Raw genomic sequence first — 22965 nt, 5'->3', positions numbered from 1 at the left:
GTCGGCAGTGGTTGCACCAACCGCACCTGCACCTACTACTGTTACTTTCATAGTTTCTAAAGCCCCCTAACCCCCGATGGAGGAACTTATTTATAAATTATATTCGTATCTTGGGGTTATTTTTAGATACGAATTTGATGATAAGTAAAAAAAACTAAAAATGGTTTTAACACCACTATTTTTGTAGTTTCAATACAAAAATTTATTTGTTGTAACCTAACAACAAATTTATTGGACAAAACTAATATAAAACAATGTATTTGAATGTTTTTTTTGCATTTTTTATATTTATCGGATAATTTTTGTAGTTTTTTACGTTTCTAAGTTAAGTTTCATAATGTCAAGACAAATTTGAGCTTCTTTTGAGCATAAATTACATTCGATATCCTGAAGCTAAAAACTAATTAAAATTGAAGCCAGATAACAAAATGAGTACAACAACCACTAATAAAACACAAAACTTACTTTCGAAAGTAATAGAGTCAGTCGTTTATAAAAGTGCCCTAAAAAAAGCACCCAGAATTGCTAAAAATGCCAAAAGTCTTTTACAACTCCTCCAAACTGCTTTGAAGAAAACTCAACACTTAGGAGCGGGCGGTGTTTTTGATGTAATTCGAGAAAAAGTTACAATTTTGGGTACATTGATAAAAGCTTATGCAGTAGGCGATTATCGACAGATTGAAGTAGGAAATTTGCTTAAAGTAATTGCGGGTTTTGTTTACTTTATTGCCCCAATTGATATCATTCCTGATATACTACCATTTATTGGTTTAAGTGATGATGTCGCCTTATTGATGTTTATTTTCAAGAGTATTGATGATGAACTTGTGAAATTCAATGAATGGCAAAATAGACAAAACGACAAAAGTTTAAGACGAAATTAATTTTTTAATTTCTAATTTACTTATACATTTGTAGTATCAAATTATACGTTATATTTGATGCATATTTGATAAACAAAACCCTTTCCATTAAATAATTGTCAAAAAACACTTTAAATTTTATAATATTATGTTTGGTCTTGGAAGTACAGAAATGATTCTGATTTTGGTAGTGATTCTTTTCTTTTTCGGTGCAAAAAAATTACCTGAGCTTGCACGTGGATTAGGAAAAGGAATTCGTGAATTTAAAGATGCTTCTCGTGAAGTAAAAGAAAATATCGAAAAAGCCGCATCAGACGATAAATAAGGATATTTTTGCTCAATTTATTTGCCTTCTGCTACGCTCAGGCTACTTAAATTGGGCAACACCTTAACAACAGCACCCAGCCTAAAACTGTGTGGCTGTTGTTTTTTTGTTTTTAAATAATCTGAATTTTTAGAGCAAATCACAAAAAAATCATAAGCAATTTTTGATATATTTAATCTAAAAATTCAAGGTAATCTTTTGTAATGCGTTAAAAAATGACCAAATACAATTCATTTAAAGAAGTAAAACAAGCCATTTCCAGTGGTGAAACTAACTGTGTATCGTTGGTGAAACACTATTTGGAGCAAATTGAAGCACATAAAAATTTGAATGTGTTTTTAGAAGTGTATGCAGAAGAAGCTCTTAAACAAGCAGAAGAAGTTGACAAAAAAATAAATAATGGAACTGCTGGTCGTTTAGCAGGTATGGTCATTGGTTTGAAAGATGTATTGGCCTACGAAAATCATGGTTTACAAGCTTCAAGCAAAATATTAAATGGTTTTCAATCTCAGTTTACAGCTACTGCCGTAGAACGTATTTTAGCTGAAGATGCGATTATCATTGGTCGACAAAATTGTGACGAATTTGCCATGGGCTCTTCCAATGAAAACTCGGCATTCGGGCCTACTCTAAACTTTGCTGACCCAACACGTGTTCCGGGTGGTTCATCTGGAGCATCGGCAGTGGCTGTTCAAGCAGATATGTGTTTGGCATCTTTGGGTTCGGATACTGGCGGTTCGGTTCGTCAGCCAGCCGCTTTTTGTGGAGTGGTAGGTCTAAAACCTACATATTCTCGTGTTTCTAGGTGGGGGCTCATCGCTTATGCTTCATCTTTTGATTGTATAGGTCCAATTACTAAAACAGTAGAAGATGCAGCCCTCCTACTTGAAATCATTGCAGGTGCCGACGAACATGATAGCACAGTTTCGAGCCAAGAAGTGCCCGCATACACAGAAAAGCTTACGCCTAAAAAACAATATCGCCTCGCTTACATGCGTGAAGCACTCGAAAGTGAAGGTTTAGATGAAGATGTCAAACGCCAAACTTCTAATAAAATAGAACAACTTAGAGCCCAAGGACATATTGTTGAAGCGGTTGACTACCCCTTGATGAAGTATCTTCTTCCTACTTATTATATTCTAACAACAGCCGAGGCAAGTTCGAATCTTTCGAGATTTGATGGTGTTCGCTACGGACATCGTGCGGAGGGAGTAAAAAACCTCGAACAATTATATAAAAAATCACGTGGGGAAGGGTTTGGTGCTGAGGTTCGCCGAAGAATAATTTTGGGCACTTTTGTACTGAGTGCAGATTATTATGACGCCTATTATACGAAAGCACAGAGGGTTCGTCGTTTAATAAAAGAATCAACGGATGAAATTCTTTCGAAATATGATTTTCTGATTTCTCCAACAACACCAACTCCTGCAATAAAGATTGGTGAAAAATCAGATGACCAATTACAAATGTTTTTGATGGATATCTTCACGGTTCAAGCAAATGTGATAGGAAATCCTTGTATTTCGATTCCAAATGGCCAAAACTCAGAAGGTTTACCCATAGGGATTCAAATTCTTGGCAAGAATTTTGAAGAAGCAGAAATGCTTGCATTCGCTAATTCATTGCAATAACAACAAATGTTTTATTTTTTGTATTTTCAGAAATATTTGAAAATACAAATATAAAACCGTAAATACTTGACAAAAAAACAGATATAATTTATTTTTGGTAAAAGGTTTCTTTCCTAGTACCATTAATTAAAGATTAAAATAGCTTCGCTAATCAAGAAATAAAGATGAAGATAGCCAACAAAATCCTTGTCCTAACGAGTTTTTTAGGTTGTGCCTCCCTTACAACAATAGCACAATCAATTATACCAGAAGAGGCAATTACGGTTTCAGTAGAAGATTCCTTGATTGAAACAGAAGAAACTAAAGGCGTAGAAAGTTTCATTCCTACAGCCGATGTAAATAAAGTAAGAGAAGGATTTCAGAACCTACAACGTTCTATTCCTCTTCAATACAATTCAATCGTACATAGTTTTGTAGATTATTTTATCTTTAAAAAGCCTAGTTTTACGAAACGAATGCTTGAAAAGAAGAACTTTTACTTTCCAATTTTTGAAAAATATTTGGCCAAATATAATATGCCCGACGAGCTTAAGTATCTTTCGATGCTTGAATCGGGACTAAATCCCAAAGCCATTTCTCATGCCAAAGCCGTTGGTTTGTGGCAATTTATGAAGCCTACCGGTAAAGATTTTGGTTTAAGAGTTGATGAATACGTTGATGAACGTATGGATATTGAAAAATCGACAGAGGCTGCTTGTAAATATTTCCGCCAATTATATAATATATTTGGTGATTGGGAACTTGTATTAGCTTCTTATAATACAGGCCCTGGCAATTTACGTCGTGCCATACGTCGTGCGGGTAATATTACTAATTATTGGCAATTACACCCATATCTACACCGCGATACACGTGCTTATGTACCTCAATTTACAGCAATTATGTATATGATGCATCATGCTGGAGACTATGGTATTTTTCCAGAGGAAGTAATGGAGCATGAGCCAGTTGAGAAAATTCTTATCGATGGCTATCTTGACCTTGAAACATTTTCGAATGTAAGTGGTATTAGTTTAGATGATATTCAGAAACATAATCCTTCCATTTTGAAGGGAGTTCTACCTCAACATTCAAGAGGATTTGAATTGAGAATTCCTGCTCAAAGTTATGCTTTTTTTGAGGCGAATCGACAAATGATTTTAGATTCAGCCCAAAAGCTCAATGGAGTATCAGTTATGCTAGCAGATGCCTCTTCGGGGAAATCAACTAATGTAGCTTCAAGTAAATCATCAGATGGTATTCTTATCATTGGAGACCCTAAATATACAACTTTAAGCAGTACAAATGAGCCAATCGAAGAAGTAGAACCAGAGAAGGAAGAAGAAGAAATTAAGAAAATCAGAAAGGTAAAGAAAAGAACTTATACGGTCAGACGCGGTGATGTATTGAATAGAATTGCAGATAAGTTTGATGTAGATATGTATGACCTCAAAACTTGGAATAACTTAAAGTCTTCCAAAATTATGGTAGGCCAGAGATTGGTCATCCTTGATGATGTTGAAGAGGTTGTGGAGGTTGAACGTACGATTAAAGAAGAAAGAAAATCGAAGAAAGTTATTGAAAAATCAAAACCGAAGTATCATATTGTACAAAGAGGTGATACCCTTTGGAGCATTTCACAACGCTACGGTGGTATTTCAATTGAAAAAATAAAGAAAATTAATGGCTTACGCTCAAATTCAGTAAAGAAAGGACAAAAGCTTAAAATTGTTTAATTGAAGTCTTATTCATACAAAGAGGTATCAAGCATAATGTTTGATACCTCTTTTTTGTTCATGATGAAATAGATTCTCAACGATGACAATATCCCCAAAAACTACACTTATAAGGCATTTCACATTGTTCGCCAATCGCTTTTTCAGGAATTTTTGACGAGGCTAACACATTTTTAAAATGCTTGACATTACTTGCAATTTCAACTTGCAAAGCTCTTACTTCTTCGGTTACATCAATCAGTTTATAACTATCTATTTCATCAAAAAGGACAAGTTTGGCAGATAATTCTTGTTCTAAAGCTCCTTTAGTAACATAATATTGCAAAGCAATATCTTGGATATGGGTTGCCTTTAACTCAGCACTATTTTTAATTTCTTGAATTTCCCATTGGCCACTGCTCCTACTCAACACATCATTCATTACCAAAACATCATGATAAACAAAAGTAGCTTCAAAAATATCTGCAACCTGTTTTTGTAAGGCTTTTTTGGTCAGACTTTCATAGTCATTTCGGTTCTTGGCAATCTTTTCAATATTTACAGCAAATGGAAAATGCTTTTCACGATAGGAATCTTCAAAATCGTGACCACCTTTGAATTTTGCTAAAATTTCAGGGCTAAGCGGGTCTTGTAGCTTATAATGATATTTATAAAGAAACAATTGTTTTTCACATTGTACACCTTTGATATAGGCTGTTTTCGAAAAAAGGTAATTAGACATTATTCACAGCATTTTAAAATTGTGGAGTAAGTACATATTAAATATTTCGTGTTTACATATTTTAACGCAAAGTACGCCAAACTTTGTAATTCGACGTATTTTTATAGTAATTATTGATAGATTTCTATTCTTGATTATTTCTTCATTTTTACGGAATAAATTCCGTGACTAAAAAAACAACGGATTTGATTTCTTTAAACTGAATAAATTCAGTTTAAGACACCTATATAGCTAATTTCCTGCACTAAACTACCATTAAAAATTCATCTTCATGCATTAAAAAATCTTTTGATACACACATTTATTTCTATTAAAATTTGTAATTTAGAATCACAAACTTTGCTGTAAATAATGATTGAAGTTACTAAAGACACCCAAAACGCACACTTTCTTTTAGTTAGGTTCAATGACCTAAGTTCTAATGCAATAATTTCGAAAATTCCCGAACGCAGGTGGAGCCGCTCAAGAAAAGGATGGCTTGTTCCGAACAATCGTCACAATATTGTAATGATTGGAAAAATGTTTGGCAAAGATAAATGCAAATTTTCGAAAGAACTGATTATTCAATACAAGCCACAAGTGAGTAATGAAGAAATTAACCAGTATTTCTCAAAGTTTGCCCAGCGGCGTTGGGCTAATCGGGTTTCTTTCAATGAAGCTTATAAGCATCCGATTATTGTTGAATTATGTAGAAGTTTGAGGATTAGAAATTACAGTCAAAAGACCATCAGTAATTACAGGAGTCAGATGATTCGAATAATTAATTATTTTGGTAATTCAAACCTCCAAAACATTTCAAAATCAGCCTTCGAAAAATACCTTGATTTCTTGGTCAGTAAAAAAGGTTTATCTGCTTCCTCGCTCAATGTAATCATCAACACCTACAAATATTACCGCGAAAAAGTATTAGGACAAGAACCATGTGAATATTTTGAACTTCCGAAAATAATCAAACCCAAACAATTACCATCAGTTTTAAGTAAAGCTGAAATTGAAGAGATTTTGACCCGCACAAAAAGTTTGAAATATCGAACAATTTTTAGTTTAATTTACTCAACGGGTATGCGAATTAAAGAAGCTAGTACCTTAAAATTAAGTAACATCAATAAGTATAATAAAACTATTTTGGTTAAAAATGGTAAAGGCAAAAAAGACCGATATGTTTTACTTTCGGATAATATTTTAAATCTTTTACGAGAATATTATCGTACCTACCGACCCAAACAATATTTATTTGAAGATGAGTTGACACAAGAAGCACTTAGCGAAAGAAGTATTCAGATTGTATTCAAAAACGTGGTTAATAACTGTAAAATAAACAAACAAGTGAGTGTTCATACCTTGCGACACAGCTTTGCCACTCACCTACTAGACGCTGGGGTTGATATCAGACATATACAAGAGTTACTGGGGCACAGTAATATTACAACAACGATGCGTTATACGCATATCCATCGAGATTCACTTAGATATGTTAGGAGTCCGTTCGACCTGCTCGACATCAATCTTATAGATTAGACTTTTTAATTGTTTTAAACTAAAAAACTTACGATTTAGGTAATAACCTTTGGTATAGCCCATGAGTATAAGTCGGATTTCTCTTTGAGTTGAAACCCGATATAACTTTTTATTTTCAGCGAAAAAATAATCAGGATGACCTTCAATCAACCACTTTGGTCTTATTATTTGGGGTTTTAATCTAATTATCACTTAACTATAATTTACTGATTATCAATAGATTTTAATTAATACAAATATATTAAAATATTATAAGTTGTTTTCTTGTCTCGAAGGATTGAGGCTAAGTATAAACTTAATTATTTGATTATCAATTAGATAAAATTAGTACAAATTTATTTTTTGGCTTAAGGTTATGATAATTTATCTAACTATAAATAGCTAACTATAAGTATTTTATAATCTATACAAATAAATAAAAAATTGAAATATTAGTTTATGTCGAGAATTATTATAATATTGCGTTTCAAAATCTGCACAAAAGCAGCATTTAACTAACTTATAATCAGCAACTTGTAATTCTACTCCTTTCGTCTAATTACTAGTTGGAATTAAAAAAAATATAATACTACTTACTACAAAGCTTTCTTTAAATTTGAGTTACTGGCTAATTCTTTATGCCCTCATATATTAAACATAATGGTATCAGAAATTAAAATAATATTAGAAGACGGTTCTTCAAATAAGGCAAAAGGTAATTGCTTTGAGTCATTAGTAAGAAACCTTTTAACTATTCATCAATATGACATTAGGAATAATATAAATTTTTCAGGTATGGAAATTGACCTAGTGGCAGAACATAAACATAACAAAGAACTTCTTTATGTTGAATGTAAAGCAAAAGAAAAGGTTTCTTCTGACGAGCTTTCAAAATTTGCATTTAATGTTGATTTTAAGGATGTTGACAAAGGATATTTTTTTAGAACACAAGAATTAGAAAGTCAAGCGGGTGCTTTGCTCTCAGAAATGAAGCAAAAAGCAAAATATAAAAATTTAACTTTTTTTGAGCCTAATGACATTATTAAAATGCTTTTAGATGCTAATATGATATTTGAACCGTCTTCTAAACTTGGGAAATTCATAATATCAAAAAAAATATTAGCTGTAACTTATTTTGGAGATTACTTAATTTATTTGATTAATGAGTCCAACGCATTACCCACAAAATATATAGTCGTTAATGCTAAACATAATGATAAAATCGTAGATTCACTTGATATTGATAAACTGAAGGACAAAATATCAGAACTTACCAGTTTAACATTAATTTCTATTATTTCTAATGATAAATCTCCTCATTCACAAAATAAAAGTGAGTTAATAATAGAAGCAATATCAGAAGTTCAAGAAAGTGAAAACTGGTATGATTACCTTCCAGCCTCAGCAAATAAAAATCATTTCGTTGGAAGGGACGAAATAAGAACTAGGATACTTAGTTATTTCAAAGAAATTAGAAATGGTGAATCAAGAAAAAGAATCTTTTATCTGAACGGGAAATCAGGCTGGGGAAAAAGTTCTTTAGTGTTAGAAATAAAAGATAGATGCCAAAACAAACATTACAAAAATAATTTTTATGCAATTGCAATTGACACACGAAGTGCTATTTCTGATAACTTTGTAGCATTATCATTACAAAAATTGATTACTTCGGCAATTGATGATAATTTTTTAGAACGAAATATTTTTAGTAAAGATATTTCGTTTACATCTTCAAATGACTTACTATCATCGGAAAGTGTAAAATTATTTAATCAAAATCTGAAGATTAAGAATAAGTTTTTAGTTCTAATATTTGACCAATTTGAAGATGTTTTTAGAAAAAAAGACTTTTTCAAAACATTCTACAAATTTCTAACGGATGTCACTGATTTGAAACCAAATATTATAATGGGTTTTTCTTGGAAATCAGACTTCTTTATACAAAGTGATGACCCATCTTACCATATATGGCAACAGGCAAAAGAACAAGCAAGAGAGTTTACAATAAGTGAGTTTGGTGAGAAAGAGATAGACGGAATTATTAAACAACTTGAAGGTTCAGTTGGTATCTTAGATAAAGGAATAAAAGAGAGGATAAAAGAAAGCTCACAAGGGCTACCTTGGTTAACAAAAAAATTATGTATTCATATCTATGACCAAATTAACTCTGGTCTTGCAAAAGAGAATTTAATTGAATCAAATCTTAATATTCTTGACCTCTTCAAAAAAGATGAAGAAAGACTATTTGCATCAGAATTAAAAGCCCTTAAAATTATTGCAAGAAAAGCATATGAAGGTACTTTCTTTGATGAGACCGAGGTTGGTGATATTATCCAAACTGATACTATTTCTTCTTTGCTTCACAAGAGATTGATAATTCGTTCGGGTGCAAACTACAATATTTATTGGGATATTTACAGAGACTATTTAGTGACTGGAAATATTCCAATAATTGGAGAAAGTTACCTATTGAGACAGGGTGTCAATCTTTGTTTAGAAGTTTTTTTACTATTTGAAGATGGCAAAGCAGAAAGTATGGACACCTTATTAGCTAAACATCCAAAGGGGATTAGTTCAGAAACATTGGTAAATATTCTAATCGAATTACGAAATTTCGGATTTATCCAAAAAAATGATGACAGCTACATTGTAAGCAATGAAATAAAAATATCTAAACAAGGTTTTATTGATTTTATTACAAACCGATTTCAAAACTATACACCTTATATCTCTCTCAAAAAACTTCCACAAAACAGAATTTCAAAGTCTGATGTAATTCAAATATTGAAGAATATATTTAAACAAGACTTTCAAGACAATACTTGGGATTCCTATGCAAAAAACATAATTAGTTGGTTTCTATTATCTGATTTGGATATAAAAAACAAACTTATAGAACCTGTAAAAGGAAGAGGAAAGAGTAAAACAGTACAAACACTTGAAGATAAAACAAATTTAATTCCTAGAAGTTCTTTAAAAGAAATACTTGAACAAATTCCACTTTTATCAAGTAACCCAAGCTTAATTAATAGTAAGTTTAATAGAGATATTCTGTTACTTGATATAATTGATTCTGAGTTTAAACTAACTAATTTTGGTAAAATGGTCATTGCTTCAAATGAACTAATTCAGATTAAAGAGTTAAAAGAAAAAGCATTAACATTGACAAAAATGATTTTATTGAAAGAATTGTATAATACCAATAGAAAAATAAAAACTAAAGACATAATTTCTAAACTACCCAATGACTTTTTTGACGGTGAAAAGGATAGTTCAAAAGTTATTTATGCTACTAAAGCAATGACTTGGATAAGATGACTTTAGACAAAGATTCTATAGAATAAAATTCTTTTAAATATAAATTCGAAGTTCAATTTGTTAGGTTATTAAATGAACTTCAAACATCATTTCGACAAGATATTTAGAGCGATATCAAGGGGATTTTAATTTTCTCGGGGGACTGCCACCACCTTTTGTCAAGGTGTGCTTGCTTTTTTCCAAATAGTTACTAAATTTGTTTCTGTTTGGTTGGTTTTCAAAAATCAACTGGGACTTCGTCCCTGCGTTGCTTGCCATCATTCGTGTATCCCAACATTCGCATTAAGAAAAGGTAAGTAATTGTAAATCAATAATTTAACTTTAAAACCCAACCATCTCAATGCTTTTGGTTGGAAGCAAAAAAACCAAGAATCCATCATGTTTATAAAACAGCAACGTGCATTCAAATATTTTGAAATAGAATTAAAATCTCTTGTCAGTTTCTTGATTGTCACTAATCCATATGTAAAAGATTTAAGTTCCTCAAATTTCTGGGAACAAGAAAATTTAAAAACAGAAAAAAGTAGAATTCAAAGTAAACTAACTTTTGAACCAGTTACTAAAGAATTTATTGTAAGAAGTTTTGACCAAAACATACCGTTCTTATCCAGAGAGTTAATTTACATTAGAATAATATCTGCTTTAGAAATATTTCTTGTCCAGTCGGTTAGGGATATTTTTAAACAAACTACTAAACCATTTTTGAATAATAAAAAGATTATAGATTTAAACTACTCACAAATTTTAGAATTAACAACTGTTAGAGAACTAAGAAACATTTTATTGCAAAAAGAAACTCGACCATTATCGAGTGCAGGTTACGAAGATGTCGTTAAGTATTATAAGCAACAATTGGGTATTGATATAAGTAGTCTTGGTCCAGGAATTAACAAAATGTCATATTACCATCAAATTAGACATATATTAGTGCATCGGTTAGGAAAAGCAGATAAATACTTTAAGAAAAAATATAGTTTTACAAAAACTTATATACAAATAGATGAAGAACTTTTAATCAATCTTTTTAATGATGTATATAATTATGCAAATCAAGTTTCGCAGAAAGTAAAAGCATTAATAGACGCTCATTCAAGTATAAATGTTTACAGAAAATTTAAGGGAGAACGTTTCAGAATAGAATTCGATTCTCAAATTAGTGATAAAGTTAATTTTCTTGAACCTGAATATCATTTTTGGGTCGGAGATGAAATTTATTATGTGGAAGATTTAGGTTTACATATTATTTCCAAAGGGTCACATTACAAAGTTGAGGTCTGGGGAGAACCCGAAATACTCAAAGCATATAAAAGAAGTATTAAAACCAGATTAACAACCTCCAAATATTTTGAAAACATTAATATTTTTCCAGTTGCTCACCCAAAAGTATTTGATGAATCAATAATTTTAGCAGTAAGTAAGTTATTGCCCGATGGTATTTGGCCACGTGACATACGAAAAGAAATTGCTGCTGAATTAAACATTTCAAATAATATTGTTGACAAAATAATTAATAAACTTAATGAGAGAGGAATGCATTTAAAACCTGAATAGAACTTAGCTCATAGGCTCGGTCAACATTCGATTAGCGTGGTATTCACTCAAATTTCAATCCGATTAGCAAAATTTTAGGTTTTCAGATTATCGAACACCTAAGTTTTTGCGACACTCAAAATGCGTGGTATTTACTCCGATTTCACTCCGAAAAATAAATTCTTTTGCTTTTCAATTTCTTTTTTCAGAACTTAGTATGCAGATTTGGTCAGCGACTTTCGATTAGAGCAAATTCTACAATTTTTTCCATCTTAGCACTTTTAGTTGTTAGTGGACATTCGATTGGCGAAGTGTTCAAGTTGTGTGAGTCCCAACGCTGCAAATAAGTAAAAGTTATTAATTATAAACCAAAATACCCAGCTTCTCGCCCATCATCTTATTTGCGAAAGTTGGAATGAGAATAAAAATAATAAATGTGGAGATAGACAATCATGAGTTTTTTTATGTAACAATTAGAGGTAGGTTTGCTTTTTCAGTATGCTGTATTGAAAAGGCAATTGAACATTTTAAACTCGAACATTTAGACTGGTCTGAGTTGTTTGAATTGTTTTGGCGTTATCCGATAAGCGATAAAATTAAAGATTTAGCATTATGGCATGAAAAGGAAATGGAATGTATTCCATCTTGTGTTTTAGAAGATTTAACTTATTCTCAAAAAATGTTTAGCTTTTTAAATGAAGAGCAACACGCTAAATTTAAGGCTCTTTATCAAAATTCAAATAATATAATTTTGAAAATAATAGATTTAACAGCTTCCGTAGGTACTCAAAGTTTATATGGAGGTGTTACTGATGGTTCATTAATAACATTAGTATTTCTTGATGAAATTTTAAACCTGATGAAAAGTAATCAAATTAAATTACCAAATATAGCTTTTTTTCAAAAATTCAACTACGCTAAAAACCCCTCCAGTGATTGGATTGTTTGGGGTGATTCAATACCTAAAAATATGCTTCTTTCGCAATCAAAATGGTTGAAGTAAAGAAACTGCTTTTCAAACGTAAGTTCTTGCCGACAATCAAAATTCGCTAGTTTTTTCATTTTTTAAAACGCATATTTTATGGTGGACATCAACCACTTTTAGGCTTGTTCAAAGAACTTCAAGTATCTTTGCGACCGGATATTAGAGCGGTTTCAAGGGGTCTTCAAATTTGGTTTGCGACGGCCACTCAGAGCAAAAATTGGTATGCTAATTTGGTTTTCAGCAATAAAATTCTTAGTTTTACCATCATCGAGTGCGTGTTGTCCGTGGGACAACATAAGTCAGTTGGCATTTAACTTTTTCTGGAGCCCAACATCCGAATTAAGAAAAGGCAAGAAACTGAAAATCAATTAATTAACTATAAAACCAGCCATCTCAATTCTTTTGGTTGGAAGTATTTTCTTCTCTTACCGAATAATAAATAAACACTATTTATCTTTTCATACTTTGAGCAATATAGTAGTATTGCATTTTTAACTTTAAATTTAACAATCTCACGCATGAATTATTTCGTCAAAATCGCAACTGCTTTTGTATTAATCTCTAACTACACATTTGCTCAGAATAATCAAAAAGATGTTCCAAAGGTTGAAACAAAAATGGATTTATTCGCATCTAAAGTTGGTAGTATCGTTAAATTTATTGACTATAAGTTGCCAAATTTAAAAACAAGTCAAATGGTTGTAGTTGAAACAAGGATTAGGAAAATTATGAGCAATGGGGAAGTTAATTATTTTTATCAAATAGAAAAACAAGGGCAATACGCATCACCAACGGCTTCAATAGAATATTCGGACTTGAAAGAAGTCATAAAGGCATTTAATGTTTTAAAAAGTGAACTAAACAATGATTTATCATTAAACCCGAATTATTTAGAAAACAAATTTACTACATCTGATGGTTTTAGAATAGGCTACTATATTGACGAGTCAAAGCCTACTTGGTTTTTAAAACTTGAAAAATACGGAACAGATACTTCTGTTTTTATTAAAGATATACAGGTCTTAGAAAATGCTTTCAACGAAGCTCTAAATAAAATTGAAGAACTTAAAAAATAAAATTCATGCTGTTACAAGTTTTTAAATACGAGGAAGAAGACCATCTTGATAATTTGACAACCGTAGAAATAGACGGAGATGTTTGGTTTGTTGCAAATGAAGTATGCAATTTGCTTGAAATAAAAAATACAAGCGATGCTGTTTCAAGACTTGATGATGATGAAAAGCTGCTATCGGTAATACCGATAGCAGGTCAAAATAGAAATGTTAACCTAATTTCAGAGAGTGGACTTTATGCTTTGGTATTTAAAAGTAATAAGCCATCAGCCAAGAAGTTTAGAAAATGGGTAACAAAAGAAGTAATACCAACAATTAGAAAAACTGGCGGATTTGGAATTGATAGATTAGAAACTCCAAATTTTGTCATAAGATTTAATGATAATTGGGATAGAACCGATAAAGGTTATTTTTCTGTAATTAGCGAATTGTTTGTAAGACTTTATGGAAGGTTTGAACATATTGGCTATCAAATACCAAACAAAGCATTTGATGGAAAAGAAATGAGACCAGATAATAGTGTTGGCAAGTTGTTTTCTACATATTTACAGGATAAATACCCTGATTTAGAAGACCACTTTAAAATGTATAGTCACAAATTTCCAAGCGGCTTAGAGTTTGAAGCAAGGCAATACAAAAACGACCTTTTGCCAATTTTTATTAAATTTATTGATGATGTTTGGATTCCATTGAAAGCACAGGCATATTTTAAAGATAGAGACCCATTAGCGTTAAATTATTTACCAAAACTACTGGGTAAATAGTGTGCAAGCATCATAGACCCTACTAATATATGTGCATTATTTTTTAGTAGAGCCTATGCTTGTTGTAGTTGAATCTGCTTTTGGCTCAACTTTCGGAGATGTGTTTATATTGAAATTAATTTCAGTCCCTTGCGTTTTTATAACCAATGCGAGTATCGTAAGTAATAAGGCAAAAATAAAAGAACTTATTATATTTATACCAACGTTTTTCCAAAAACCAGTTTCAAGTGGCTTTACTACCTCTTTTAATAATTCCTTATGCCTGCTTGATACATCTATCTTTACCTCTTCTATTGTTTCATCTAAAACGTTATTTACAAAATTTTGAAGCAATATCTCGGCTCTTAATTTATAAGAACTAATAGAACCCTCAGTTGAAGATACCACATTAAATGTCTCTAAATCTTCATCAGAAAGTTCATTTCCTTTTGCTGACTCAGCTTTAATGTAGTTTATCTTTTCAGATTTATATATAGAGTAAGCTATATGTCCAATTAAATCATTTTCATCTTCCACTAAATTGGCGTATATAAAACTATATTTTCGTGGCATAGGATTTAAGAGCTTTTGAATAAGACTTATTTATTTCGCTTCTACTTATTTCTCTCACTTTTTCAACTCCATCAACCCTTGTCTTTACTGAAATGCCAGCACCTTTAGCAGAATACGTAACTATATTTCCATGAGAAACTAATCTTTCGTTTGCCTTTCTTATAGCGTTTAGTGATAATCTAAAATCCGACTTTCCCATATCATTATCTTTATTACAATATGTACTAAATAATAACTTGTTTACATTAACAAATATATAAACAAATAACGGTACAAATACATTCCGTTTTATAAAAAATAAGAAAATACTAAGATTATCTACCCTTGTCACCCTTATTCACTTTCGACACTCGTAATCTTTGGCACTCAACTTTTCCACTCAGAGTTGGTTGGCGACAATAGATTAGCGAAATTTTAAATTATTTTATTTGAATAGAACCTTAAAAATCTTTTCGACATTTTAGTTCTTTTTATTTTACTATTTCTAAACTTTTAATTATCTTTCTAACGTCATACAAGTTGGTAGGTTAGCTTTGCTTGCGTTCCAACTCTGCAAATAAGAAAAAGTAATTAATTTTAAACCTAATACCCAACTTATCTCCAATCATCTTATTTGCGAAAGTTGGAAATTTTTAAAACAAGATGGCAAAAATTGATAAAGACAAAGTTTGGGAAAAGGGTAAAGTCATCCCAAACAAAAATCCTAATTTATTTCGAGAAGACCAATATGGCAACCAAATTTACAAACATTCTTACGGTAAAAGAAGCGAACAAGGATGGGAAATTGACCACTCAAAACCTGTATCAAAAGGTGGTACAGACCACATAAATAACCTAAACCCAACCCAATGGAGAAAAAATAGAGAAAAAAGTGATAAATATCCGTACAAAAAGGACTAATTTTTTTCTAACTCTATTTTCTCATTGTAATAGTTTGCTATTGCCAAACACTCTCTAATTTCACTATGAGTAAGATTGAATTGAGCAATATTTTGACCTTTATCATTCCTTTTTTGTAGAATAATAACCCCTCCAACACAATCGTTGTTAAGGACTATTTCTCTTATTGTATCAAAAAGACTAACTCTCATAACTTGTGCAATATTAACATTTTTACAGCTTAAATATACAAAATAAAGTTAATAAAAGCAAATTTAATTTACTAAAACAATGGATGCACTGATAATCGAATTAGATAGAATAAAAAAAAGTGTATCGAATAAGAAGTGGCCGTGCATTTGTGATGGATGTACAGAAAATTCAATAAATTCTCACCTACTTCAAATAAATGGAATATTAAATAACCTATGCGAACCCGAAGATAGGCACATAATACAAATGACTTTAGATAATATTTTTACTTCAAGTAAAACTCAAAAACTATTTAGATTTGAGAAAAGAAGTATTAATAAAGCTATGTCTCTAAATTTATTCTGTAACAAACATGATACAAAAATATTCAAACCTATTGAGACTAATCAGATAAACATTGACGACTATACATCTCAATTATTGTTTTCATATCGCAGTATGTGTGCTGAAATACGCAGGAAACAAGTCGCTATTGAATACAATGACAGGGTTTTATCAGATAGAAAATGTATGAAATTCATTAATAGCGATATGTATAGTTTTATATCTGCACACATAAGTGGCTTGAAAATTGGAATAAATGACTTGCGGTTTTACAAGTCAGAGTTTGAGAAGTATTTAACCAATAAAGTTGATAAGGATTTTATATTTAACATATTTGAATATAATTTTCTCCCAATATGTACGGCAGCCACATTTTCCCCAATCAATGAAAATGATATTAATAATAATCCGTTTCAAGAAAAACCATTGAACACTGTTTTTATAAATTTAATACCTATCAACAAGAAATTGATGGTTATAATTGGTTATCACAAAGACTTTGTAAACAAATGGATTTTAGACTTCATAGATTCTTGGAACACAAAAGATAATACATCTCAACAGATAAATGTATCAGAGTTGATAGCCAATAGAGTGGAGTCATGGGCTATGTCTATAAAATTCTTTAATTCGATAGACATAGAAAAGAAAGACAAAATGCTTGAACACTGGGAAAGTAATATGATGAGTCACGATGAAGACTTATATTTTGGTTTAAACTTGTTTAGTTAGTATATGCCCGACATTTTTAGTGCAAAATGCAATGAGTAACCAGCCCTGATTAGAAGCATATACTTTTCTTTTGATTCATTACTCGCCATTGCAAATGATTTTGAAATGTTTTCAATTTTTGATTTTTTGTTTTGAGTATTCATAGTATTTTGCGACATTTTTAATGCGTGGTATTTGCTCAAATTTCACTCCGAATAACAAATTCCTTTGCTTTTCAATTTCTTTTTTCAGAACTTGGCACTTAGAGTTGGTTGGGGACAATAAATCTGAGCAAATTCTACGATTTTTTCCACCTTGGAACTTTTAGTTTTTGGTGGACATTCGACTGGCGAATTGTTCAAGTTGTGTGAGTCCCAACTCTGCAAATAAGTAAAAGTTATTAATTTTAAACCAAATACCCAACTCCTCGCCCATCATCTCATTTGCGAAAGTTAGCTGCTATTTAAGAACAACCCTAAATTTATGATATTCATAGGACAACATAACGAACTATTTTTTTTAAGTACTTTAAAACGAAGTACTCAAATAACTTATGACAAAGATATAAACTCACCTTTGACTTTTTTGTGGACAAAGGATGAGAAATCTATTATTTACTATGAGGGAAATGAAATAAAATTTAAAAAGAACACCATTATTTGCCTGACCGATTTTTACAATATAGATATTCGACATTGTAGTGAATTGAGAAGCATAAAATTTAACCGAGAGTTTTACTGCATACTTGACCATGACAGAGAAGTTAGCTGTAAAGGAATATTGTTTTATGGAGCGAAAGAATTGCCCACTTTTCAAATTCCCACCAACGAGTTAGAAAAATTTGAAGTACTATGGAAAATGTTTGAAATAGAAATGCAATCAAAAGATGATATGCAATTAGAAATGCTACAATCTATGCTGAAAAGATTTATTATTTTATGTACGAGAATTTATAAAAAGCAAAACAGTTTTTCAGAACTCAATACTAAAGAAACAGACATGGTAAGAGAATATAATTACTTGGTAGAAATTTATTTCAAAACCAAACATACCGTACATGACTATGCCGATATGCTCAATAAATCGCCCAAAACGCTTTCTAACTTATTTGCAAAACTTTCCGACCGATCGCCATTACAAATTATTCAAGATAGAAAAATGTTAGAAGCCAGACGTATGCTACGCTATACTGATAAAACTATTAAAGAAATAGCCTATGATTTGGGTTTTGAAGATGTACAAACCTTTAGTCGTTTTTTTAAAAAACAAGAAAGTATTAGCCCAATAAATTTTAGAAATAATCTGTAGCAATATTTTTTTAATAATGGAAATAAATAAACTTATCGCTCAAGTAAAAAACTGTACAATATGTGAAAATTATTTGCAACCCAATCCAATTGTCTCAATCAGTAAGCATAGCAAAATACTAATCATTGGGCAAGCACCAGGACAGACAGTTCATAAAACGGGCATACCTTGGAACGATAAAAGTGGCGATAATTTAAGAGCTTGGTTGGGTGTAGATAAAACTATTTTTTACGACAATAAAATCTTTGGATTAATGCCCATGGGATTTTGCTATCCTGGCACTGGTAAAAATGGCGACTTGCCTCCACGTACCGAATGTGCACCATATTGGCACAGTCAATTTTTAGCCCAAACCAAATCCATTCAATTAACCTTACTTATTGGACAATATGCTCAAAATTATTATTTAAAAAATAGTATAAAAGAAACGCTTACCGAAACCGTAAAAAATTATAAAAGCTATTTGCCACAATATATAGTGTTGCCACACCCATCGCCACGAAATAATATTTGGATAGCAAAAAATGAATGGTTTGAAAAAGACGTTCTTCCTATTTTAAAAAACAAAATCAGTTTTATTATACAGAGTGCTACCCTTTAATTTTGATATAAATTATTAAAAGGAAAAAATGACAACATAAAGGGAAATACTACCTAATAGCAAAGGTCATAAGCATTTTACATTTGCATTATAATTTTAAAAAATAAAAAATGGCAAATTTTAATGTTCCTACTAGAGGAGAAGTATCTAGCAACAATCAAGAAATTTTTGACAATTTAAAAAAAGGTCTTGGCACAGTCCCTAACCTGTATGCAGTAATGGCACATTCTGATACAGCATTAGGTAATTATCTTGCATTTCAAAATGCAAAAACTACTTTCAATAACAAAGAAAAACAAGCTATTAATTTAATAGTAAGTCAGGTAAATGAATGTGCATACTGTCAAGCAGCACACACCGTATTAGGTAAAATGAATGGATTTACTGAAGAACAAACCATTGAAATAAGAAAAGGTAGTACTGCATTTGATGCTAAATTAAATGCTTTGGTAGCCTTAGCAAAAGAAGTTACCATTAAAAAAGGATTTGTAGATGGTGCGTCATTAGAAAACTTTTTTAATGCAGGTTACACCAAAGGGCAGGCAGTAGAATTAGTAATGCTTGTAGCCGAAAAAATAGCAATGAACTATTTACATGCTGTAACCAAAGTAGCAATTGATTTCCCAGCTGCAAAAGCTATCTAAATTGAATTAAAACAGGTCAAGAGAAAATCCTTGATCTGTTTGTTTTTTTAAAAAATGATAAAAAATAATAAAATGGAAAAAATAAGAATAGAAATGTTTAACAAGTTAGGTCTTATCATAACTAGATATGGTTTAGCAATAGTTTTAATTTGGATAGGACTTTTGAAGTTTACAACTTATGAAGCAGAAGGGATACGCCCTTTAGCCGAGCATAGTCCATTTTTCTCATGGATGTTTGGCTTTTTAAGTACCCAAGGATTTGGTAATATGCTTGGAGTTATTGAAATTTCTACAGGACTATTGATAGCTCTACGTTCAATAAGCCCTATGGCATCTGCTTTGGGTAGTATTGGGGGAATTGTTACTTTTGTCATAACCCTGACATTTATGTTGTCCACCCCTGGAGTTATTCAAAATGGACACTCATTTCCGTTTATTTCTGCTATACCTGGGCAGTTTTTGGTTAAAGATTTAGTTCTTTTAGGAGCTTCATTTTGGACTGCTGGCGAAGCACTATCTGCAACCATAAAAAATAAATTTGAGTAAAATGTTTTATATAAAATTAAACTTAATGCTACTGTTGTTCACAGTGGCATTAATTAGTTGTTCACAAACACCTACTTTAAAAAATAATGAACAAAATTTAAATGACTCTAATATGATACATAAAACAGATGCCGAATGGAAGGCTCAATTAAGCAATGAACAATATTATGTCCTTCGTGAAAAAGGTACAGAACGTCCCTTTACAGGCGCTTTACTAATGAACAAAGAAAAAGGAGTATATAAATGTGCTGGTTGTGGAGCAGAATTATTTACAGATAACATGAAATTTGATAGCCATTGTGGTTGGCCAAGTTTTGACAAAGAAATAGCTGGAGGTAAAATTACACAAACCACCGACCGTAGTCATGGAATGGTACGCACCGAAATTACCTGTACGAAATGTGGTGGACATTTAGGACATATATTTGATGATGGACCTACTGAAACTGGTAAACGATATTGCGTAAATTCAATTTCTTTAGAATTTGTACCTGCAAATAAAATTTCAGAAAGCAATGTAACTAATACTATAGATAGTATCGTATTAGGAGGAGGGTGCTTTTGGTGCACCGAGGCTATTTATGAAATGTTAGATGGAGTGATAAGTGTAGAAAGTGGGTATAGTGGAGGAAATATAAAAAAACCAAGTTATAGAGACGTTTGTACTGGAAACACCAATCATGCCGAAGTAGTAAAAATTGTGTTTGATAATACTAAAACAAATTTAGATGAAATATTTAAAGTGTTTTTTGCTACTCATAATCCCACCACTTTAAATCAGCAGGGGGCTGATAGAGGTTCTCAATATAGGAGTGTTATTTTTTATGCTAATGAAAAGCAAAAAGAAATAGCTACTTCTTTAATTTCTGAACTAAATAAAAATGTGTATGACAATAAAATTGTAACAACATTAGAACCTTTTAGTCAATTTTATAAAGCAGAAGACTATCATCAAAATTATTATTCAAGCAATACTGAAAAACCTTATTGTAAATCTGTAATTACACCCAAAATAGAAAAATTTGAAAAGTTATTTAAAGACAGATTAAAGAAAAAATAAACAGCAGCTAACATCGGTTTTGCGATATTGGGGCTGAAGTACTAAATTTGAGCATTGGAATTCTATTGAACATTTGTACTAAATTGAGCATTTGTCCTTTGATTTTCCCAACATCGCAAAGCCGCAAACCGTTGGAACGGTTTCTACGTAGATTATTTTCTTTTGCTTCTCTCCCACTTTTTTTGCAACATTTTTAATGCGAAAAAGCTCAGAAAATTCCAATTTCAATTAACTTCCGACACGCAGAATCCGCTGGTTTTCCACTTTTTTTCAAACGCCAGTTTTTTTGCGACGTGGCAGCATTCTGGTTCGCCAAATCGGGTTTTCTGCTTGCAAACCTAACTTCCGACAATTTCTCTGAGTGGTACGTTTGCTAACTTTTCTTCGATTTCCAAAATTTTGCTCAACTCATTTGCTTTATTGTTTTTTTTAGTGCAAATTTACCTCCAGCAGCCAGCTTTTAAGGATGGTTTCACTAAGTTTGCAAGTGTCTTTCGACACTTGATTAGAGCGGCTCGCCAACTTTTTTTGATGTCCAACATGCGGAAAAAGTAAAAGCTAAATATTTGATAATCAATAAATTAAATCCAACCAAAGTCATCTTTTTCCTTTGGGTTGGAATTAAAACAAATACAAACTTATATCAAATGATAAAACTTCAAAGTTGGAATTGGCTAAATCTAATATTTATTTTACTATTCTTATGCTCTTCATGCTCTAAAAAAGATAATATCGTTTCGCCTATAAACAATCTTGGTATTCTTGAAATAAAAGATGATTATTTAAGTTTACACCTAAAATACGATACATTAAAAAATGTTTATTCTATCTCTAAATATTTTGAAGATAATGTAGTTCCAAGCTACAATAAAAGAAACAATGAACTTATTCAATTCGGACAATATAAAAACTTTAAATATGATTCTAAAGGGAGATTATCCCAATTTGATGACATATCCATTCAATATGACTTGAATAATAATATTGTTAAACTAATTCAATCCAATAAAAAATATCAACAATACTTCAAATTTGAATATGACAGTAATTCTAATTTAGTAAAAATGATTACGACTGAGAATGTTTACGGGTTTGAGGGAAAAGAATCGACTTTTTTTTCTACTCAATTTGATAACACAATGAACCCTTATTACAATTTGCCTACCGAAATCAAAGTTTATTTACTAACATACGGCTTATTCGCAAAATCTCCCATGAGTTTTTCACCAATTATTTTATTTTCAAAAAATAATTTTTCAACTATTAGTGGTGGAGAACAAACAAAAAATTCTGGAAGAACTATCAATCAGAGAGTGATATCTAATTTTCAAACTAAACCTAATTTACTTACAAGGGTTGAAAATAAGAATAATTTTAACTTGACTGACACATTGAAAGTAACTTATTTTAAATAAAGAAATTAGCTTTTATTAGTTTTCGACGAGCCGAATCCACTAAGTTTACAAGAAATTCAAACTCATATTTCATGGTGGACAGGAAAGTTCTCTCCTACTCCATTTAGGGTTTTCTGCTTGCAAAGTAGGTCAGCGACAATTTCTTTGCGTGGTAGGTATTTGCTCAAATTTCACTCCGAAAAATAAATTCTTTTGCATTTCATTTGCTTTTTTCAGAACTTGGTATGCAAATTTGGTTAGCGACATTCGATTAGAGCAATTTCTACATTTTTTCCACCTTGGCACTTTTA

General features: G+C 31.3%; 22 protein-coding genes. 18 read left to right on the top strand and 4 right to left on the bottom strand.

The genetic code is table 11. The features are described from left to right. Positions 1–428 precede the first annotated feature (428 nt). The 4 genes from A6M55_RS04995 to A6M55_RS04980 all read left to right on the top strand — a co-directional run bounded on the left by A6M55_RS04995 (position 429) and on the right by A6M55_RS04980 (position 4534). On the top strand, positions 429–884 hold the full coding sequence (locus A6M55_RS04995; protein ID WP_064196775.1) for a DUF1232 domain-containing protein: 456 nt from the start codon (positions 429–431) through the stop codon (positions 882–884). A 127-nt stretch (positions 885–1011) separates the two neighbouring features. After that, on the top strand, positions 1012–1188 hold the full coding sequence (locus A6M55_RS04990; RefSeq protein WP_015030237.1) for a twin-arginine translocase TatA/TatE family subunit: 177 nt from the start codon (positions 1012–1014) through the stop codon (positions 1186–1188). A gap of 215 nt (positions 1189–1403) precedes the next feature. After that, a complete protein-coding gene (gene gatA, locus A6M55_RS04985) occupies positions 1404–2819 on the top strand; it encodes an Asp-tRNA(Asn)/Glu-tRNA(Gln) amidotransferase subunit GatA (RefSeq protein WP_015030236.1) in 1416 nt (471 codons plus the stop codon). Between the two features lie 164 nt (positions 2820–2983). After that, entirely contained in the window at positions 2984–4534 is a 1551-nt protein-coding gene (locus tag A6M55_RS04980; RefSeq protein WP_082892929.1) for a lytic transglycosylase domain-containing protein, read from the top strand. Between the two features lie 76 nt (positions 4535–4610). Here A6M55_RS04980 and A6M55_RS04975 read toward each other — a convergent pair whose 3' ends face one another. After that, entirely contained in the window at positions 4611–5255 is a 645-nt protein-coding gene (locus A6M55_RS04975; protein ID WP_015030234.1) for a Dna2/Cas4 domain-containing protein, read from the bottom strand. 351 nt (positions 5256–5606) lie between these two features. On the opposite strand from A6M55_RS04975, the gene A6M55_RS04970 reads away from it, so the two are divergent. The 6 genes from A6M55_RS04970 to A6M55_RS04945 all read left to right on the top strand — a co-directional run bounded on the left by A6M55_RS04970 (position 5607) and on the right by A6M55_RS04945 (position 14422). Next, positions 5607–6773, top strand: a complete 1167-nt coding sequence (locus A6M55_RS04970; protein ID WP_064196774.1) for a tyrosine-type recombinase/integrase — start codon at positions 5607–5609, stop codon at positions 6771–6773. A gap of 639 nt (positions 6774–7412) precedes the next feature. Further along, entirely contained in the window at positions 7413–10070 is a 2658-nt protein-coding gene (locus A6M55_RS04965) for a restriction endonuclease (RefSeq protein ID WP_064196773.1), read from the top strand. 378 nt (positions 10071–10448) lie between these two features. Then, positions 10449–11621 (top strand): hypothetical protein, encoded by a 1173-nt coding sequence (locus A6M55_RS04960; protein ID WP_064196772.1) that lies wholly within the window; start codon positions 10449–10451, stop codon positions 11619–11621. Between the two features lie 394 nt (positions 11622–12015). Further along, positions 12016–12603: a hypothetical protein gene (locus A6M55_RS04955; protein ID WP_064196771.1), complete on the top strand. Its 588-nt coding sequence runs from the start codon at positions 12016–12018 to the stop codon at positions 12601–12603. Positions 12604–13103: 500 nt separating this feature from the next. Continuing rightward, positions 13104–13661, top strand: coding sequence for a hypothetical protein (locus A6M55_RS04950; RefSeq protein WP_064196770.1), 558 nt, complete (start codon positions 13104–13106; stop codon positions 13659–13661). Positions 13662–13666: 5 nt separating this feature from the next. Next, positions 13667–14422 (top strand): BRO family protein, encoded by a 756-nt coding sequence (locus tag A6M55_RS04945; RefSeq protein ID WP_082892928.1) that lies wholly within the window; start codon positions 13667–13669, stop codon positions 14420–14422. Positions 14423–14458: 36 nt separating this feature from the next. Here the strand turns inward: A6M55_RS04945 and A6M55_RS04940 are convergent, their stop codons facing one another. Then, positions 14459–14974 (bottom strand): hypothetical protein, encoded by a 516-nt coding sequence (locus tag A6M55_RS04940; protein ID WP_064196769.1) that lies wholly within the window; start codon positions 14972–14974, stop codon positions 14459–14461. Continuing rightward, a complete protein-coding gene (locus A6M55_RS17285; protein ID WP_156510982.1) occupies positions 14958–15173 on the bottom strand; it encodes a hypothetical protein in 216 nt (71 codons plus the stop codon). The genes A6M55_RS04940 and A6M55_RS17285 overlap by 17 nt, the downstream gene beginning before the upstream one ends. 443 nt (positions 15174–15616) lie before the next feature. Between A6M55_RS17285 and A6M55_RS04930 the strand changes: the two genes are divergently transcribed. Then, positions 15617–15874, top strand: a complete 258-nt coding sequence (locus A6M55_RS04930; protein ID WP_064196767.1) for an HNH endonuclease signature motif containing protein — start codon at positions 15617–15619, stop codon at positions 15872–15874. Positions 15875–16144: 270 nt separating this feature from the next. Then, positions 16145–17122 carry a hypothetical protein gene (locus A6M55_RS04920; protein WP_064196765.1) on the top strand — a complete coding sequence of 326 codons (978 nt, stop codon included), beginning with the start codon at positions 16145–16147 and terminating at the stop codon, positions 17120–17122. On the opposite strand, the gene A6M55_RS17540 is transcribed toward A6M55_RS04920, so the two are convergent. Beyond that, on the bottom strand, positions 17119–17280 hold the full coding sequence (locus A6M55_RS17540) for a hypothetical protein (protein ID WP_229235478.1): 162 nt from the start codon (positions 17278–17280) through the stop codon (positions 17119–17121). The two genes, A6M55_RS04920 and A6M55_RS17540, sit on opposite strands and share 4 nt — an antisense overlap. 304 nt (positions 17281–17584) lie before the next feature. On the opposite strand from A6M55_RS17540, the gene A6M55_RS04915 reads away from it, so the two are divergent. The 6 genes from A6M55_RS04915 (at position 17585) to A6M55_RS04890 (ending at position 22675) form a co-directional block, all read left to right on the top strand. Then, entirely contained in the window at positions 17585–18409 is an 825-nt protein-coding gene (locus tag A6M55_RS04915; RefSeq protein ID WP_064196764.1) for a helix-turn-helix domain-containing protein, read from the top strand. A gap of 16 nt (positions 18410–18425) precedes the next feature. Beyond that, positions 18426–19010: a uracil-DNA glycosylase family protein gene (locus A6M55_RS04910; RefSeq protein ID WP_197491666.1), complete on the top strand. Its 585-nt coding sequence runs from the start codon at positions 18426–18428 to the stop codon at positions 19008–19010. 110 nt (positions 19011–19120) lie between these two features. Next, positions 19121–19654 (top strand): carboxymuconolactone decarboxylase family protein, encoded by a 534-nt coding sequence (locus A6M55_RS04905; protein ID WP_064196763.1) that lies wholly within the window; start codon positions 19121–19123, stop codon positions 19652–19654. A 54-nt stretch (positions 19655–19708) separates the two neighbouring features. Then, entirely contained in the window at positions 19709–20200 is a 492-nt protein-coding gene (locus A6M55_RS04900; protein WP_064196762.1) for a YkgB family protein, read from the top strand. Position 20201: 1 nt separating this feature from the next. Then, positions 20202–21260, top strand: coding sequence for a bifunctional methionine sulfoxide reductase B/A protein (locus A6M55_RS04895; protein ID WP_197491665.1), 1059 nt, complete (start codon positions 20202–20204; stop codon positions 21258–21260). Positions 21261–21907: 647 nt separating this feature from the next. Beyond that, positions 21908–22675, top strand: a complete 768-nt coding sequence (locus tag A6M55_RS04890) for a hypothetical protein (RefSeq protein WP_156510981.1) — start codon at positions 21908–21910, stop codon at positions 22673–22675. Positions 22676–22965: the final 290 nt, after the last annotated feature.

The organism is Emticicia sp. MM (assembly GCF_001649495.1).
Note: the sequence above shows the minus strand (reverse complement) of the source record. Positions and strands in the feature narration are given on the sequence as shown.